Origin of the sequence: Polynucleobacter sp. 86C-FISCH, from assembly GCF_018882415.1 — a bacterium.
GTDB lineage: Bacteria > Pseudomonadota > Gammaproteobacteria > Burkholderiales > Burkholderiaceae > Polynucleobacter.
In genome coordinates this window covers 1568353-1583579 of the sequence record NZ_JACVOL010000001.1, presented here as the reverse complement: position 1 = coordinate 1583579, position 15227 = coordinate 1568353, and the positions used below count along the sequence as shown (strand labels likewise).

The following is a 15227-nucleotide window of genomic DNA, read 5'->3' as shown; positions in this document are numbered from 1 at the left end:
TTAAGGCAACGTTACTGTAGATACGGCGTTGGATTAACTGGTTTTCCGTTAACGCGTAATTCAAAGTGCAACTTGATTGCATTGGCGTCTGTATCACCCATCTCAGCAATCCTCTGACCCTTACGAACGGCATCACCCTCTTTTACCAAGAGCTTGCTGTTGTGGGCGTAAGCAGTGAGATAAGTATTGTCATGTTTAACAATGACTAGATTGCCGTAACCACGCAAGCTATTACCTGCGTAGACCACCTTGCCATCAGATGCTGCAAGAACAGGTTCGCCGACTTTACCGGCAATATCAATACCTTTATTGGTCTCGCTAAATTCAGCAATCACTTTGCCTTTAGCCGGCCAAGATAAACGGATGCCAGGCTCAGCTACGACTTCAGACTTTGCTGGCTCTGGAGAGGTTGCTGGTGAATCAGACTTGTCTGCTGCGGGCTTCTTATCCGCAACACGTGCAGACTTAGTTCCCGCAGGCGCTTTAATCAAAATCAAATCACCAACCTCAATCACATTCGGATTGAAACTAGGATTAGCTGCTTTATTCCATTGCACAACATCCCGTGGCGCTTGACCATTATCTAAAGCAATGCGCGCTAAGGTATCGCCTTTTTTAACTCGATAGTAACCAGGCGGTGTTGGCTCACTAGATCCACCGCTGCGATCAGTCACACTAGCAGGCTTCGTACGGGGCGTAGAACAACCCACCATCAACATCAATGATGCGGAAATGAGCGCAATGAAGAAAGGCTTAAATAAGGTACTTGGCATTAAATTGATTTCTGAATTGTTGAATTCATCATAAAACTCATACTACCCCTGATTGTAAGGGGACAAAAAAGACCCCGTCCAGCACAGTTCTTTGATAGCGCTGAGAACTCATTCTCTCCACCATCACAAGCTGCTGCTCTTTGTCATTTTTGGCAACTGGAGCTACTAGGCGGCCACCAATCGCCAACTGGTCCAATAAGGCATCTGGAATGCCCAATCCTGCTGCAGCCAAGATGATCCCGTCAAATGGTGCCGCTTGGGGTAAGCCCAAGATACCGTCACCATAGATTAGGCGCAGATTATTAATCCGAAATGGGCGTAACTTCGCTCTAGCCATGTCATGCAATGGGCGTATACGTTCAATTGAGTAAACCTCATCTGCCAGCAAACTAAGAACTGCCGCTTGATAACCGCAACCAGTTCCAATCTCTAGAACTTTGCCAAGCTTGTGCTTAGGCTTATGAAGCAATTCAATCATGCGTGCCACTACGGATGGCTTAGAGATAGTTTGCTCATGACCGATAGGCAAAGCCGTATCTTCATAAGCCTGTGCATGCAAACCCGCGTCCATGAAGGCATGACGTGGAACGGTAGCAATTGCCTCTAAAGTTTTGCCATGCTTAACACCGCCAGCATGCACTTTTGCAGCTAGCGCTTGCCGATAGGCAGCAAAGCGTTCTGTTGGAGCTTTCAACCGCGATCCCATCCATTTGCGCGCATTGCTGCTAAACGCGCATGATGCGTTAAGTCCAACTGCATTGGCGTAATAGAAATACAGCCTTCAGCAATCGCATGAAAGTCGGTACCTTCGGAACCCTCTTTGACATCGCCCGCAGCGCCAATCCAGTAAATCTTGTCGCCACGAGGGCTGTCTTGCACCACTACTGGCTGCGAATGATGGCGATTGCCCAGGCGGGTTACGCGCCAACGATAAAGATCGGCGTAGGGACGATTCGGAATGTTGACGTTCAGCAGTGTTGCTACGCCATCAGCATGATTTTTGCTTAACGCAGAAACCAGCATTTGCGCTACTACATCGTGCGCTGCTTTAGCGGCATCTTCAATACGATTCCAACCGCGATCAATTTGTGAGAATGCAATGCCCGGCACTCCAAACATCACACCCTCAACAGCAGCAGCTACTGTGCCAGAGTACAGAGTATCTTCACCCATGTTCTCACCTTGGTTAATGCCAGAGATTACCAAATCAGGCTTCTCATCTAAAAAACCAGTCATGGCAACGTGAACACAATCCGTCGGCGTGCCATTGATAAAGAAAAATCCATCACGCTCACCACCAGCCACTCGATGAATCGAGAGAGGTCTTGAGAGTGTTAATGAATTTGATGCACCACTATGGTTTTGCTCGGGAGCGATCACCGTAATCCGACCCAAAGGACGTACCGCATTTACCAGAGCCAATAGGCCAGGAGCTAAATAGCCATCATCATTGGAAACCAAGATGTGAGGTTGACGATTGCTCATGAATATTGGGTTCTTTCTATTTTTCTGAATGTTTATATATTACTAGCTGGGGTCAGGGAGCGCGCTCTAAACCAGCCATATATCACTGGCAACACCAAAAGCGTCAAGATCGTAGTGGTTACCATACCGCCCACAATGACTAATGCCAAAGGACGTTGCGCCTCCGACCCAATGGAGTGCGATAAAGCAGCTGGCAAGAGGCCAAGGCCTGAGAGTGCGGCAGTCATCAACACTGGGCGAACACGCAATGAAGCACCCTCCACCATGATGTCCTTCATCTGACCATGTTCTGTAGCAGCTGTCTTATTAATAAAGGAAATCAGGATCACGCCATCCTGAATGGCGATACCAAAGAGCGATAGGAATCCAAAGAATGCCGAAATACTCAAGGTCTCACCTGCTAGATGCAAAGCAATCACACCACCAATAGCAGCAAATGGCACATTAATCATCACAATGAAAGCATCACGGAAATTACCGAATGCACTCACGAGCAATAAGAAGATACCTAATAATGCCAACGGCACAATTAACATCAACTTCTTCTGCGCTTGCTTCATTTGATTGAACTGACCATCCCAGCTAATCGAATAGTTTGGCGGCAAAGTAATGTTCTTCTCTACCAAGAACTGAGCATCTTCTACAGCGCTACCTAAGTCACGGTTACGAACGCTAAACTTAATCGCAATATAGCGCTTACCAGCTTCGCGGTAAATAAAGAATGGGCCATCCGTTAAGCGAACACTGGCTACCATTGACAAAGGAATCTTGGTACCGTCAGGTGCCTCAACCAGTAAGTGACCAATATCAGCCACGTCATTACGGCTACCTTCATTCAGACGCACAGCAATACCAAAAGTTTTTTCATCTTCAAGTAAGTTAGTCACTGCAGCGCCACCAATAGCGTTTGCTACTACCGTCTGAATATCATTCACATTAATGCCGTAGCGCGCAGCGCGATCACGATCAATCTGAATATTCAGCGTAGGCTGACCTAACTCCTTCAGAATGCCCTCATCAGCTACACCCCGAACTTTTTTGAGCTGATCAATGACTTCATGTGCTTTTTGATCCAAAACCTCAAGGTCAGTGCCGTAAATCTTGACTGAGTTTTCGCCCTTAACGCCTGATAAAGCTTCGTTAACGTTATCTTGAATATATTGAGAGAAACTATAAGTAATACCAGGAATCTTATTGAGCTCAGTCTCTAAATGCGCAATCAAATCCTTCTTTGAGGACCCGCTTGGCATCTTGTCCGGACTCTTTAAGTAAAGACCATATTCTTGGTTAAACACACCAGTAGAGTCGGTACCATCGTCTGGACGACCAATCTGTGCAGCAACCTTTTCAATCTCCGGTTGCTTCATAAAGGTTTCGCGAAGTTGATTGGCAATCTTGACTGAATAATCGAGATCGACTGTATTAGGCAATGTCACGCGCAACCAAATATTGTTTTCTTCCAAGGTTGGCAAGAAGGCTGTGCCTAGGCGAGTCATGCTTAAGAGCGTGATTCCCAATACAAAGACTGCCACTGAGAAAACGGTTAATGGACGGTCCATCCATCTTCTTAGCAAAGGCTTGTAGCTATCCAAAATCTTGGTAATGAAAGATGGTGGCTTGTGATGTAGATTTTCACCAAATACCAGTGAGATCATTGCCGGCAAGAATGTCAGGCTAAGAATCATCGCTGCAATCAAGGCAAAGCCCATCGTAAATGCCATTGGCTTAAAGATGATGCCCTCTACGCCACCCATGAAGAACAATGGTGAATACGCGACGATGATGATGCCAGTGGAATAAATCATGGCACGCTGAACCTCACTGGTTGCCAAAATGATGCTTTGGTTCAGACGCTTACCGCCCTCCTCTAAGTGACGCATGACGTTTTCCGTCAGAATCACTGCCGAGTCAACGATCACACCAAAGTCAATTGCCCCCAAAGAAATCAAATTGGCAGGTACGCTCCATAAATGCATTTGAATAAATGACACACAAAGCGCTAGAGGGATCACCGCAGCAACTACCGCAGCTGCACGAATATTTCCCAAGAAGAAGAATAGAACTGCCAATACCAGAGAGATACCAAAGAACAAGGTGTGTTTAACGGTGCCGATCGTGATATCCAACAGCACCTGACGATCGTAGAAAGGCTTTACCTCGATGCCAGGAGGCAGAATATGTTTATTAATGTTTTCGACAGTATTGCGCACACGAGCCAATACTTCAGTAGCGTTCTCACCACGACGTAAATAAACAATACCCTCAACCGAATCGGGATTGTCGTTGAACTGGAACATGCCCAAGCGTGGCGCATTGCCAATCTCTACCCGCGCTACATCACCAATCCGAATGGGGACGCCATTATTGATTGTGACTACAACCTGCTTGATGTCATCGATATTCTTCAGAAGACCTACACCGCGCACCACAAACTGCTGCTCACCACTAGGGAGTAAGCCGCCACCGGTATTGCTATTGGCATTGGTGAGGGCTGTAATTAACTGATTGACTGATACGCCCTTAGCCTGCAAGCTTTCAGGACTAACAATGACTTGATATTGACGAACCTTGCCGCCAAAAGACGAGACATCAGCTACACCCGGGGTTTGCTTAAGCTCTTTGTAGATCTCATAGTTTTGCAAGGTCTTCAACAAAGTTGAAGATGCATACTCAGAGCGCACTTCGTAACGCATGATCTCGCCAGTCGCATCTGAGTCAGGGCTAATACTGGAAGTAACACCCGGTGGAAACGCAACGTTTGCTAAGTTAGCTAAAAAGGTTTGACGGGCCTTGAATGGATCGGCAGTGTCATTAAATTTGAGAGTAACAACAGATAAACCAAAAAGCGATACCGAGCGAAATGCTTGCAAGCCCGGAATACCTGCCAAAGCGTTCTCTACCGGAATAGTGACCTGCTGCTCCACTTCGGTGGTACTTCTTCCTGGCCACTGTGAAATCGCTTGAATGGTTAATGGCGCGACTCCAGGATAAGGCTGTATTGGTAACTTACTCAAACTGAGCATACCCAAACCAAGCAGAACGATGGACGCAAAAATGACAAGCGCACGCTTCTCAACTACCCCTCGAATAAAGGAGGTGAAAACGCTCACTTAGTCCTCCTGCTTTGCAAAACGATCGTTTAACAAAACAGCGCCTTCGGATAACACTTGCCAGCCTTGCTCTACACCTTCGGTGATTGCAAAGCTCTTGCTATTGAGGTCATATCCTTTAACAGGTACGCGACGGAAAGTTTCTGGGCCAACTTTAACGATGGCGTAACGATTTTCACGTACTCGCACAATAGCGGACTGCGGAACCACTACAGCATCTGCCGTACCTGTAGTTAACGAGCCTGATGCAAACATGTCTGGGCGCAAGAGATCATCCGTATTTTCAACATCCGCACGAATTAATAAAGCGCGGGTTTGTGGATCAACCGTTGGCGAAATGTAATTGGCATAAGCAACGAATTCTTTTTCTGGATAGGCTTCTAGGTGCAAGACCATCTTTTGACCTTGTTTGATCAAACGAAAATCTTGCTCAAATACATTACCCAAGAACCAGAGCTGCTTAGGATCAGCCAAAGTCGCAATCACATCGCCAGAACTCACGGCAGAACCTGGCTCGACATTACGCTTAACCACAACCCCTTTTAAAGGGGAGCGCATGATTAAGTTATTGCTTGTCTTACCGGTAGATTCGATACTTTTGATATCACCATCGCCTGCGCCGAGATTTCTCATACGATTTGCGGCAGCTTGCTGAGTAATGCGCGCATCACCCAATAAGTCACTCATAGATTTATTAGCCTCGAGAACTTTGGCAGTTTTAGATGAGAGTAAGTATTCTTGCTGGGCAGATAGGAACTCGGGGCTATAGAGCTCGACGATTGGGGAGCCAATCTCTACTTGAGCACCGTCGAAAGCATAAATACGCTCTACGCGACCAGGTGCACGAGCTGACAAGACTTTAGATTTCTCTGCATTAAATGCCAAACGTCCTGGCACTTTGATATTAACGGGCACTTGCACTTTTTCAGCCGTCTGAAAAACATAGATTTCAGGATTGAGAGTCACTCCAGGAAGCTTTAATTCCAAGACGCCACTACTTTCAACCTTAAGCGCCTTATCGGAGGCTTCGATTTTTACAGCACGATTGACGTTGGTTACACGCCCTACTACGATGCCCAAAGACAAAATAGCAAAAGCAAAAGCAGCCAGACGAACGCGATAACGATTCTGCGGTGATAGATTCCAATATAAGCCTGCCAAGCCAGCAGCAGCCACTTTTGCATGGTGCGTACCGTGATGCGCGCCTTTATGCAAAATAGGCTTAACCTTTTCAGTTAAGTGCTTGAGAAACGAAAGAATTTTGTCTTTCAAAACTGCTCCTTAAAAGGGTTCTTTACCCGCTGACACCATTAATACCGCCTGCGTTTGCATTAGATTGCTCTCAGCCTGAGCCAATGCAATTTCCAAGTTACGCAGCTGTGTTTGCGCAGTCAATAAATCATTAAAGCCTTGGCCATTATTTGAATACTGAGTCAGACCTACCTTGTAAGCTGCATCAGCCTGCGGTACTTGGCGCTCTTTTAAAAACTGGGTTTGATTCTTAGCCTGCTCGTAAGCGGCATAGGCTGTATTTACAGCTAAGACGATTTGCTGACGGTTTGAGATGTTGCCCGCTTCTGCAGCCGCTTGATTACGCTGCGCTTGCTCTACCCCATACTTTTCCTTAGTAAAGAAGTACAGAGGAATAATGAGATCTAATTCAAACTGATAAAACAGCGCGCCATTATTTGCTGAGAATGGTCCGCGCGGAGTGTAGGATGAACCAATCACCTGAAAGTCTGGCAAGTAAGCCTTCTTAGCTAAATCCACACCTTTGCGAGCTGCATCCAACTGGAGCGCCGAACTCTTTAACGATGGATGACTACTTTCGGCGTAATCTTCCAATTCAATTAAAGTTGGGACGCCATTCATAGCACGTCGAACATCGCCACGTAATACCAATTTTTCACGAGAGTGGCGGCCGACCAATGTGTTGATGTTATGCAAAGCTACGTTGAGCTGACGCTCTACATTGAATTGATCTGCTTGCGCTGCGCTTTGTGCTACTTGGGCGTTCAAATACTCAACATAGGCAGCAGCGTTATTGGCATAACGTGCTTTTGCTACATTCTTGATCATCTCCAAACGAATGACAGATTCCTTTAGAACCGCCAATTGCTTCTGTGAAGACAAAGCGCTGTAGTACAGGGTTGAAAGCTGAGCACCCAACTGCAAGTAAGTAGATTCGGAGCTTGCTAACAAGGCCTCAGCATTGGTATCGGCAATATCCGCAGCAAGACTCTTTTTGCCTGGAAACTGGAAAGGTTGCGCTACAGAAATAGAGTTATTACTACTAATGCCACCGGGATATTGCTGTGATGGCGCATTTGCTCCGCCCAATGCAAACGGTGAATTCACCGGCATACCAGACCATACCAACCCTACTTGTGGATTCGCTGGTGCATTAATTTGCGGAACAGTCGCTTTGGCAGATAAATAGGATTCACGCAATGAAGACAGCTGCGGATTATTTACCTTAAGCTCATTCCATAGCTGACGCAAATCCATTTCCGTCGGGCCTGATGCAATTGGCTTGGCGTATATCTTTGGGGTATTCGCTTTTGTTACTGGGGCAAATAATTCTGCGGCTTTAGAGTTTGTACCCGCCTTTTGATCTTGTGCACCTAACTGAGCACCAATCGATGGCGGCGCAGCTAAAGAGGTATCACCGGACTGAACTGTAACGCTTGCTGGCGCCTCCCCTACAGAGGTCTGAGCGAACACTAAAGATGGAGGGACTGAGGCACAAAGAACGCAAGCGAATACCGCAAATGATGTCTTGCTTTTGAGCGGTTTAACTTCGCTAGTTATATTTTTGCCGAGAATCAACAAATGCCACTGCCTCTAAATCAATCAAATGCTGTTTTTATAGCCCCAGATGCAGATTTAGATCAAATCTATGCCCGTTTAAGGGGGTTTTATGAATTATAGGTGACAAAAGTCAAAAGTCTAAATATTTGGATTCTCTAACTTATTGATTTTAAAGATAAAAATTATCACTAATGTCAGCAAAACCCTTAAAACTCGGCATGAATCCTAAAAGATAGGATATTCACCGGGCCGCGAGCAGCGTTGTAGGCGGGATTATTGATGTGCTGAAAATTCAAACCAGCCAAGACATTCTTGATCACAGTGGCGTTGTAATACACCTCTCCGATTCGCTCTGGGCGATAAGAAATTGTCTGACCAGGACCAGCATAGTCGCCAATAAAGTAAGACACGCCGCCAGATTGCAAATAGTTTTTGCGATAACTGGATAAACCGTTTTGCATCATCGAGATGCCAATCGTATCTTTAGGTCGACTCCAACTTGTGCCATTCAATCCCATGCCTACTGATATGGAGTTATCCGCCTCAGTAAACGACATCGTTTCAGTATGACCATCAGAAGTGAAGGCGCGACCATAGATGCCTAAGTCTTTTGTTAAAGCCTGTTCGCCATTAATACCAACACCGGTTTTGTATTGATAGTTAGTTCGTACATTATCAATTGCTTGTGTACCTTGGGCGTTATTAGTAACCACATAATTTGTTGCATCCTGAAAACGCGCCAGAATCATTCGATTACGATAAGCAAGCACGCTCACCTTACCCGGTAAGTCTGCAATATTGTGTTGACGCTCTACTTCAATTTGATCTCCATAGGTATTGAATATTTGCCAATTGAGATCACGGCCATTAGGGGACTTTGGAGCCAGCATACGGGAGGCTCTCATAACCCAATTACTGAGGTACCATTCACCCGCCAAGCCAGTACTATAGCCACGTGCGTCGGCAGCGTAGTCATAAGCTAGATAGGTCATATTGCCCCAGTTCATAAACTGAATACGAGGGTCTTTGGCGTATTTACTATCGTCAAAAATATCTAAAGTAGAAAACTGTCCAGCGGTAACTACAACACGATTACTGCTAACAGTTTGTGTAATTTGATTGGCTTCGTTTTCGAGAACAACTTTATCGCCCTCTTGATTAATAGTTTGACGCAGAAATGCGCGAGCAGAATAAAACTTTGCGTTAAGGCCAGCTGCTTTTGTCGCCTCACCGTTAGAAAATCCGCCAAGACCAACTAAATCAGAAAATGGCACGCCAGATACCACCTCTGGATTGAAATAGATATCTGTGTTTGGGGCTAAGCGTGCACCAAAAAATAGAGTGCCTGACCAGGTATAGCTCATCGACTTCGATGAAGAAAGGCTATTTTCTCCAGAGTAGCTGGATGTGAAATTGCTGTAACGCTGATTGATATAGGTTGTTTGACCGTGAATATTTACAGGCAAACCAAAAAGCGTTCCTTCGGTTGGCAGATCATCAATAGGCGATGCAAAACTCGCAATTTGATCCGAGCCAGATCCCGCCTTCTGCGCAAATGCAGTTGCTCCGAAAAACGTGCAAATCATGCTCAACAGGAGGAGTAGATAAATCTTGCGGGTCATTCACAATTTCTAGTTGGGATGCCAGTGCTATGCATTAGCAACATGCCGATAGGAAAACGAGGCAAACACAGCTTGGGATTGAAGCCCAAGGGTGGCGCAGACCAAATTATCCCCAAAAAGAGGTAATTTACCTAGTCTTTATGACGTAGCAATGACGGATTGATAAAGGATTATTGATGGCTTGGGCTTGAATTGGGCTTTAGGTGTGCCCTCAAAACAACTTACCACCTAGATTGAACAGAATTAACGGCGATCCATTAAGGCACGAGCTAGTGTGCCGGCATCAACATACTCAAGTTCACCGCCCACTGGAATGCCGCGCGCAATGCGAGTCACCTTAATGCCTTTAGATTTGAGAACCTCACCAATGTAATGGGCAGTTGCTTCGCCCTCACTGGTGAAGTTGGTGGCCAAGACTACTTCCCGAATGGGCACACCGGTATCAGGAGTCTCAATACGATTGAGTAGACGATCAAAGCCGATTTCATTTGGACCCATGCCATCGAGTGGCGACAGACGGCCCATCAGTACAAAGTAATTGCCTTTAAAGCTGAGAGTCTGCTCCACCATGACTTGATCAGCTGGAGTTTCCACAATACAAAGAAGTGATGGGTCACGACGCTCATCAGAGCATGTGCTGCAAATCTGTGTTTCTGAAAATGTATTGCAACGAGCGCAGTGCCCTACCGTTTCAACCGCTTCGCCTAATGACTGAGCTAGTACAGCTGCGCCATTGCGATCATGCTGCAAAAGATAGAACGCCATACGCTGAGCGGACTTAGGGCCTACTCCAGGAAGCACGCGCAAAGCCTCGATCAATCGACCGAGTGCATCTTGAGGTGCTTCTATGCGTGCCATTAAGAATTCAACTAACTAATTAAGTTAGAACGGCAACTTGAAGCCAGGAGGCATTGGCATACCGGCAGTAGCGCCAGACATCATCTGTGCACTAGCGGCTTCTACTTGCTTAAATGCTTCTGTATAGGCGGTCACGATGAGGTCTTCCAACATCTCGCGATCATCCATTGCGCCTGGATCAATCTGCACGCGCTTAAGTTCGTATTTGCCAGAGATCGTTACTTTAACTAAGCCGCCAGCCGCTTGGCCAGTCACTTCCAACGCAACCAATTCGGCTTGCGCAGTTTTCATCTTCTCTTGCATCTGCTGAGCCTGTTTCATGAGGCCAGCAAGTCCACCTTTCATCATCGCTTTATTTCCTTAGTGCTTATGTATTGATATTTAAATTAAAGAGGCTGTATTGAGTGACCAGATTAAAGTGGCTTTACTGAACCACCAACGACCTTGGCACCAAACTCTTTTTCCAATTGCTGAATAAAAGGATCGGCAGCAATCATTTGCTCGGCGTTCATTCTTTTTTCTTGATGAATCTGTGCATCAACCTTTGCAACGGTTTTGCCTTCTACTTCACCTTTTTCAATCACGATCTTCACCGGCTTACCAAAGTGCGCAGTAAGTGCATCGCATAAACGACCAACAGAAGCTTCGGAAGCCAGCTGCGGCATTGGCGTCACAATCGTTGCACGCACTCCAGCCGCTGAATCATTCCAATCTTGCAGCTCCGTCTGAAACGCTAACTGCTGCACTAAGCCTTTAACTGGCAGCTGACGCATCAATGCATGCCAATCGGGACGTTCTGCTGAGCTAGCTACGGCAGCTGGTGCACTAGGAGCGGATGCTGGCGCCGCTGCAGGCATAACTGCTTTAGCAGCAGGCGCTGGTGCAGCCGCTCTGGATGCTGGTGCAGCAGGTGCTGGACGAGTGGTATTTACTGGTGGGGCCGATGGTGCTGGAGATGAACTACCTCCTCCACCATTGCCTGGACGAAACGCCAGCATGCGCAAGAGCGTCATGGCAAAACCAGTTTGCTCATCTGGTGCAAGCGATAAATCTGGGCGGCTAGTAATCGTAATTTGATAGAAGAGTTGCGCTTCTTCTTTTGTTAATTGAGTGGCTAAGCGACGAATCTCGCCCGCTTCTGGCCAATCATCCAATACAGACTCTGGAACAACTTGTGCTGCTGCAATCTTTTGCAACAAGCTGGATAGATCTTGCAATGCCAATGAGAAAGACATGCTGCGCTCGCCCATTTCATTTGCAACAGAGAGAAGGCTTGCGCCATCTTTAGCAATTAAGCAATCCAGAATGCGAATGAGATAGGCATCGTCTAATGTGCCGAGCATGCCGCGCACAGACTCTTCAGTCACTTTACCGGCGGCATAAGCAATAGCTTGGTCTGTAAGTGATAAGGCATCACGCATAGAGCCTTGGGCTGCTTTGGCAAGAACACGCAAGGCATTGACTTCGTATTCGACTTTTTCTGAGGCAAGTACTTTTTCTAAATGCTCAACGATGAGCGGCACTGGCATTTGCTTGAGATTGAACTGCAAGCAACGTGACAAAATAGTTACCGGGATCTTTTGCGGATCGGTTGTAGCCAAAATAAATTTGACGTGCTCTGGAGGTTCTTCCAAAGTTTTCAGCATGGCATTAAAGGCATGATTGGTGAGCATGTGCACCTCGTCAATCATGTAAACCTTGTAACGACCATTGCTTGGTGCGTAAGCAGCTTTTTCTAGGAGAGCGGCAATATCGTCGACACCACGATTACTTGCGGCATCCATCTCGATATAGTCAACAAAGCGACCAGCGTCGATTTCCATGCAAGCCGGGCATTTTCCACAAGGCTCTGAAGTCATCTTGCCGGAACCATCGGATCCCGTGCAATTGAGGGCTTTTGCCATAATTCGGGCTATGGTGGTCTTACCTACCCCACGGGTGCCAGTAAATAGCCATGCATGGTGCAGGCGACCCTGATCCAAAGCATGGGTCAAGGCCTTGACCACATGGTCTTGACCGACTAATTCAGAGAAGGTTTTGGGGCGCCACGAACGGGCCAATGCCAATGCTGTCATGTCTTACATTCTAACAAGCTAAAATGGAATTGGATGGGCCTCCCCGCATGGTGGGTTGGATAACCTGGTCAGGTCGGGAACGAAGCAGCCAAACCCAATTTCTGCCAGTGCCGGGGGTTTGGCTCATCCACCCTATTTCAGTTAACCGGAAGCGTTAATTTCGGTTGATTTAGCTTCACTGACTTAATCTCTTTAGCGTTGACATCCAACTTCTTAAAGTCAAATACATAGATATTGGTGTTTTCATACATCTTGACGCTATAAGTCATATTCTTATTGTTGGCCACGACGCTCCATTCGGTTACTTCGTAACCACCAAGACCACCACCGTAAGGATTGCTTGCTGGCAATGTTACCGAGCCAGGCGGAATATCAAAGCTTCCTAGGATATGCCAAGCAGCATCACCCATTTGCGCAGTTGTAAAACTGGTTGGTACTGAGTTAGATAAAAACAGTGCACGAATAAAACGACTGGTGCTCAAGAAATCACCAGGCATTCCATGCAAGCCAGTGCCTGAGCTAGGTGCATTGAAAGTCGCACCATTAATTTTTAGTGGTGGCTTCTCGATATTAGAAAGATTTACATAGCTACCAATATCACGCAGGTGATACTCAAACGGTGGATCATTGGTCATGACGGTGGTTGGGTTATCAAAAATCGTCAATTGGCCTTTAACGTATTCCACCACAATGCTTTTGCCTTTAGCGTCATGGAAGGTGTAATGCACTAGTGGGGTGCCATTTCCATAGATAGCAAGCTTGGCACCATTGACTTTAATCTGCTGCAAGCCTGCTTTAATTTCATCCACAGTTGCAAAATTAGACAGCGCATAGGTGAGAACTTGAACTGAGTTAATGCTGTTCGCTGACTCAGCAGGAGAAACTGCTTGGTATTGAGCGCTGTTTGGAAGATTGAGAACGCCACCCATCAAACCTTTTTCATTCATGCCATCAACCAACTCTGGGAGACCTAATGGATTCATTCCGGCAACAGCATATTTAGTAGTCCAGCTACGACCAGAACCATATTGACCATCAGTACCAATTCCCTTTAATGCGTAGTTCTTAGGAATAGTAATGAGCTCTGACTTGAGTGGCATACCAAACTCCATGGTCCGACCATACACAGATCCACCATCACTACCCTTGAGCATGAAGCTAGTACAGGCATTGCTAATTAATGGTGTAAACGCCAATGTGGCAGAAACTGAAGCAGCAAGAATTTGCCTAGTCCATGAATGTTTCATGTAATTCCCTTTATGTAGACTGATATCTCAGGAAATTCTAACTGAATAGCTAGGCAAATGAATTCAATTATTTAGAAGATTTTCAGAATCCTGAAAATTCCCCAAATCATCCAAATAATGAGCAAAACCAGGACAGTTCGTGCATCCAAAGAAATTCTAAATAGTTGTAATTGCTTATGGGAACACTCAATTGACACTCGCAATGCAAGCCCTCCTCTATATAGAAGAGTTCAGCGTAGTGCCTTCAGATCAGATCGAGTAGGGTTTTAGGATGATTTAAATGTAAGTAAGTTGGTAGACCAGGCACAATAGATCCACGTAATCTTTTCAAAGTCCCTATGCCCCAAGCCATTATTTTTGATGTAGAAGCAACTGATAAGAACGATGCCGTCATTATTGAAGCCGCTTCATTAGACGTAAGCTCTTTAAATCCATTTGAAGTGGGCAATCCTTGGGTACAGCGCTACAACCCTGGTAAGCCGATTAGCTTGGGCGCTCTTGCTACACATCACATCATGGATGAAGAATTGGTTAATTGCCCTGCAAGCAGTTCTTTCCGATTACCTGCTGGCACTAAATATTTGATTGGTCACAACATCGATTTTGATTGGGTGGCTATTGGCAAACCTGAAGTTAAAAGAATCTGCACACTAGCGCTAGCCCGCAGCCTTTGGCCTGAGCTTGATAGCCATACTCAAAGCGCCCTGCTCTATCACTTCGAACGCGATACCGCTAGAGATCAATTGCGCAACGCGCACAGCGCACTAGCTGATGTATGGATTTGCTCCAAGATTGTTGGGCAAATTATTAATAAGTTGCACCCAGTCTCCTTAGATGCCTTTTGGGAAATGTCTGAGAAAGCTCGCATTCCGAAGGTGATGCCTTACGGCAAACATAAAGGTGAACTGATTAGCCAAATGCCCACTGACTACAAGCAATGGATGTTACGCCAGGACAATGTCTCCGAATATCTGCGCAAAGCCTTAGAAGCCAAGTAGCAGCCTTTACTAGGGAATAAGGAATCCGTGATTTCCTTATTCCCCCTCTAGGCCTACTGCTTGTTCTTTACTGATACTTGCGACTAAATACTTGCTGATTTGTACTTTCGTTGCGCTTAGTATTTTTCAATACCGCGCAATAAGACAAGATCATGATGACTGCCAGAGAAATTCCGTTGAAGTTGTTTAGTAAGTTACTTAATGCGTCCATTTGCTTCTCCTTTATGCGTTGTTACGTGTTATTTACT

At 46.0% G+C, this 15227-nt stretch carries 12 protein-coding genes, 1 other RNA gene and 1 pseudogene; 2 read left to right on the top strand and 12 right to left on the bottom strand.

Translation table 11 applies throughout. From position 1 onward, the window contains the following. Positions 1 to 11 precede the first annotated feature (11 nt). The 10 genes and pseudogenes from ICN10_RS08045 to dnaX all read right to left on the bottom strand — a co-directional run bounded on the left by ICN10_RS08045 (position 12) and on the right by dnaX (position 12734). On the bottom strand, positions 12 to 773 hold the full coding sequence (locus tag ICN10_RS08045; protein ID WP_216214437.1) for a peptidoglycan DD-metalloendopeptidase family protein: 762 nt from the start codon (positions 771 to 773) through the stop codon (positions 12 to 14). Between the two features lie 37 nt (positions 774 to 810). After that, positions 811 to 1434, bottom strand: a pseudogene (locus ICN10_RS08040) (protein-L-isoaspartate(D-aspartate) O-methyltransferase); the annotation flags it as partial. Positions 1435 to 1463: 29 nt separating this feature from the next. Continuing rightward, complete coding sequence (surE, locus tag ICN10_RS08035) at positions 1464 to 2258, bottom strand: 5'/3'-nucleotidase SurE (RefSeq protein WP_216214433.1); 795 nt, start codon at positions 2256 to 2258, stop codon at positions 1464 to 1466. 32 nt (positions 2259 to 2290) lie between these two features. After that, positions 2291 to 5368, bottom strand: a complete 3078-nt coding sequence (locus ICN10_RS08030; RefSeq protein WP_216214432.1) for a CusA/CzcA family heavy metal efflux RND transporter — start codon at positions 5366 to 5368, stop codon at positions 2291 to 2293. Continuing rightward, a complete protein-coding gene (locus tag ICN10_RS08025; RefSeq protein WP_216214430.1) occupies positions 5369 to 6640 on the bottom strand; it encodes an efflux RND transporter periplasmic adaptor subunit in 1272 nt (423 codons plus the stop codon). A 9-nt stretch (positions 6641 to 6649) separates the two neighbouring features. Further along, on the bottom strand, positions 6650 to 8200 hold the full coding sequence (locus tag ICN10_RS08020; protein WP_216214429.1) for a TolC family protein: 1551 nt from the start codon (positions 8198 to 8200) through the stop codon (positions 6650 to 6652). Between the two features lie 185 nt (positions 8201 to 8385). Next, positions 8386 to 9801 (bottom strand): carbohydrate porin, encoded by a 1416-nt coding sequence (locus ICN10_RS08015; RefSeq protein ID WP_216214427.1) that lies wholly within the window; start codon positions 9799 to 9801, stop codon positions 8386 to 8388. Between the two features lie 243 nt (positions 9802 to 10044). Further along, entirely contained in the window at positions 10045 to 10659 is a 615-nt protein-coding gene (gene recR / locus ICN10_RS08010; RefSeq protein ID WP_215349117.1) for a recombination mediator RecR, read from the bottom strand. A gap of 24 nt (positions 10660 to 10683) precedes the next feature. Beyond that, a complete protein-coding gene (locus tag ICN10_RS08005) occupies positions 10684 to 11007 on the bottom strand; it encodes a YbaB/EbfC family nucleoid-associated protein (protein WP_216214425.1) in 324 nt (107 codons plus the stop codon). 65 nt (positions 11008 to 11072) lie between these two features. Continuing rightward, a complete protein-coding gene (gene dnaX, locus ICN10_RS08000) occupies positions 11073 to 12734 on the bottom strand; it encodes a DNA polymerase III subunit gamma/tau (RefSeq protein ID WP_216214422.1) in 1662 nt (553 codons plus the stop codon). 32 nt (positions 12735 to 12766) lie between these two features. Here dnaX and ffs point away from each other — a divergent pair. Beyond that, positions 12767 to 12865, top strand: an RNA gene (ffs, locus tag ICN10_RS07995) — signal recognition particle sRNA small type. A 6-nt stretch (positions 12866 to 12871) separates the two neighbouring features. Here the strand turns inward: ffs and ICN10_RS07990 are convergent. Next, positions 12872 to 13981, bottom strand: coding sequence for a linear amide C-N hydrolase (locus ICN10_RS07990; RefSeq protein ID WP_216214421.1), 1110 nt, complete (start codon positions 13979 to 13981; stop codon positions 12872 to 12874). A 338-nt stretch (positions 13982 to 14319) separates the two neighbouring features. Between ICN10_RS07990 and ICN10_RS07985 the strand changes: the two genes are divergently transcribed. Further along, positions 14320 to 14979 carry a putative quorum-sensing-regulated virulence factor gene (locus ICN10_RS07985; RefSeq protein ID WP_216214420.1) on the top strand — a complete coding sequence of 220 codons (660 nt, stop codon included), beginning with the start codon at positions 14320 to 14322 and terminating at the stop codon, positions 14977 to 14979. A gap of 67 nt (positions 14980 to 15046) precedes the next feature. Here the strand turns inward: ICN10_RS07985 and ICN10_RS07980 are convergent, their stop codons facing one another. Next, positions 15047 to 15190 (bottom strand): hypothetical protein, encoded by a 144-nt coding sequence (locus ICN10_RS07980; RefSeq protein WP_216214419.1) that lies wholly within the window; start codon positions 15188 to 15190, stop codon positions 15047 to 15049. Positions 15191 to 15227 lie beyond the last annotated feature (37 nt).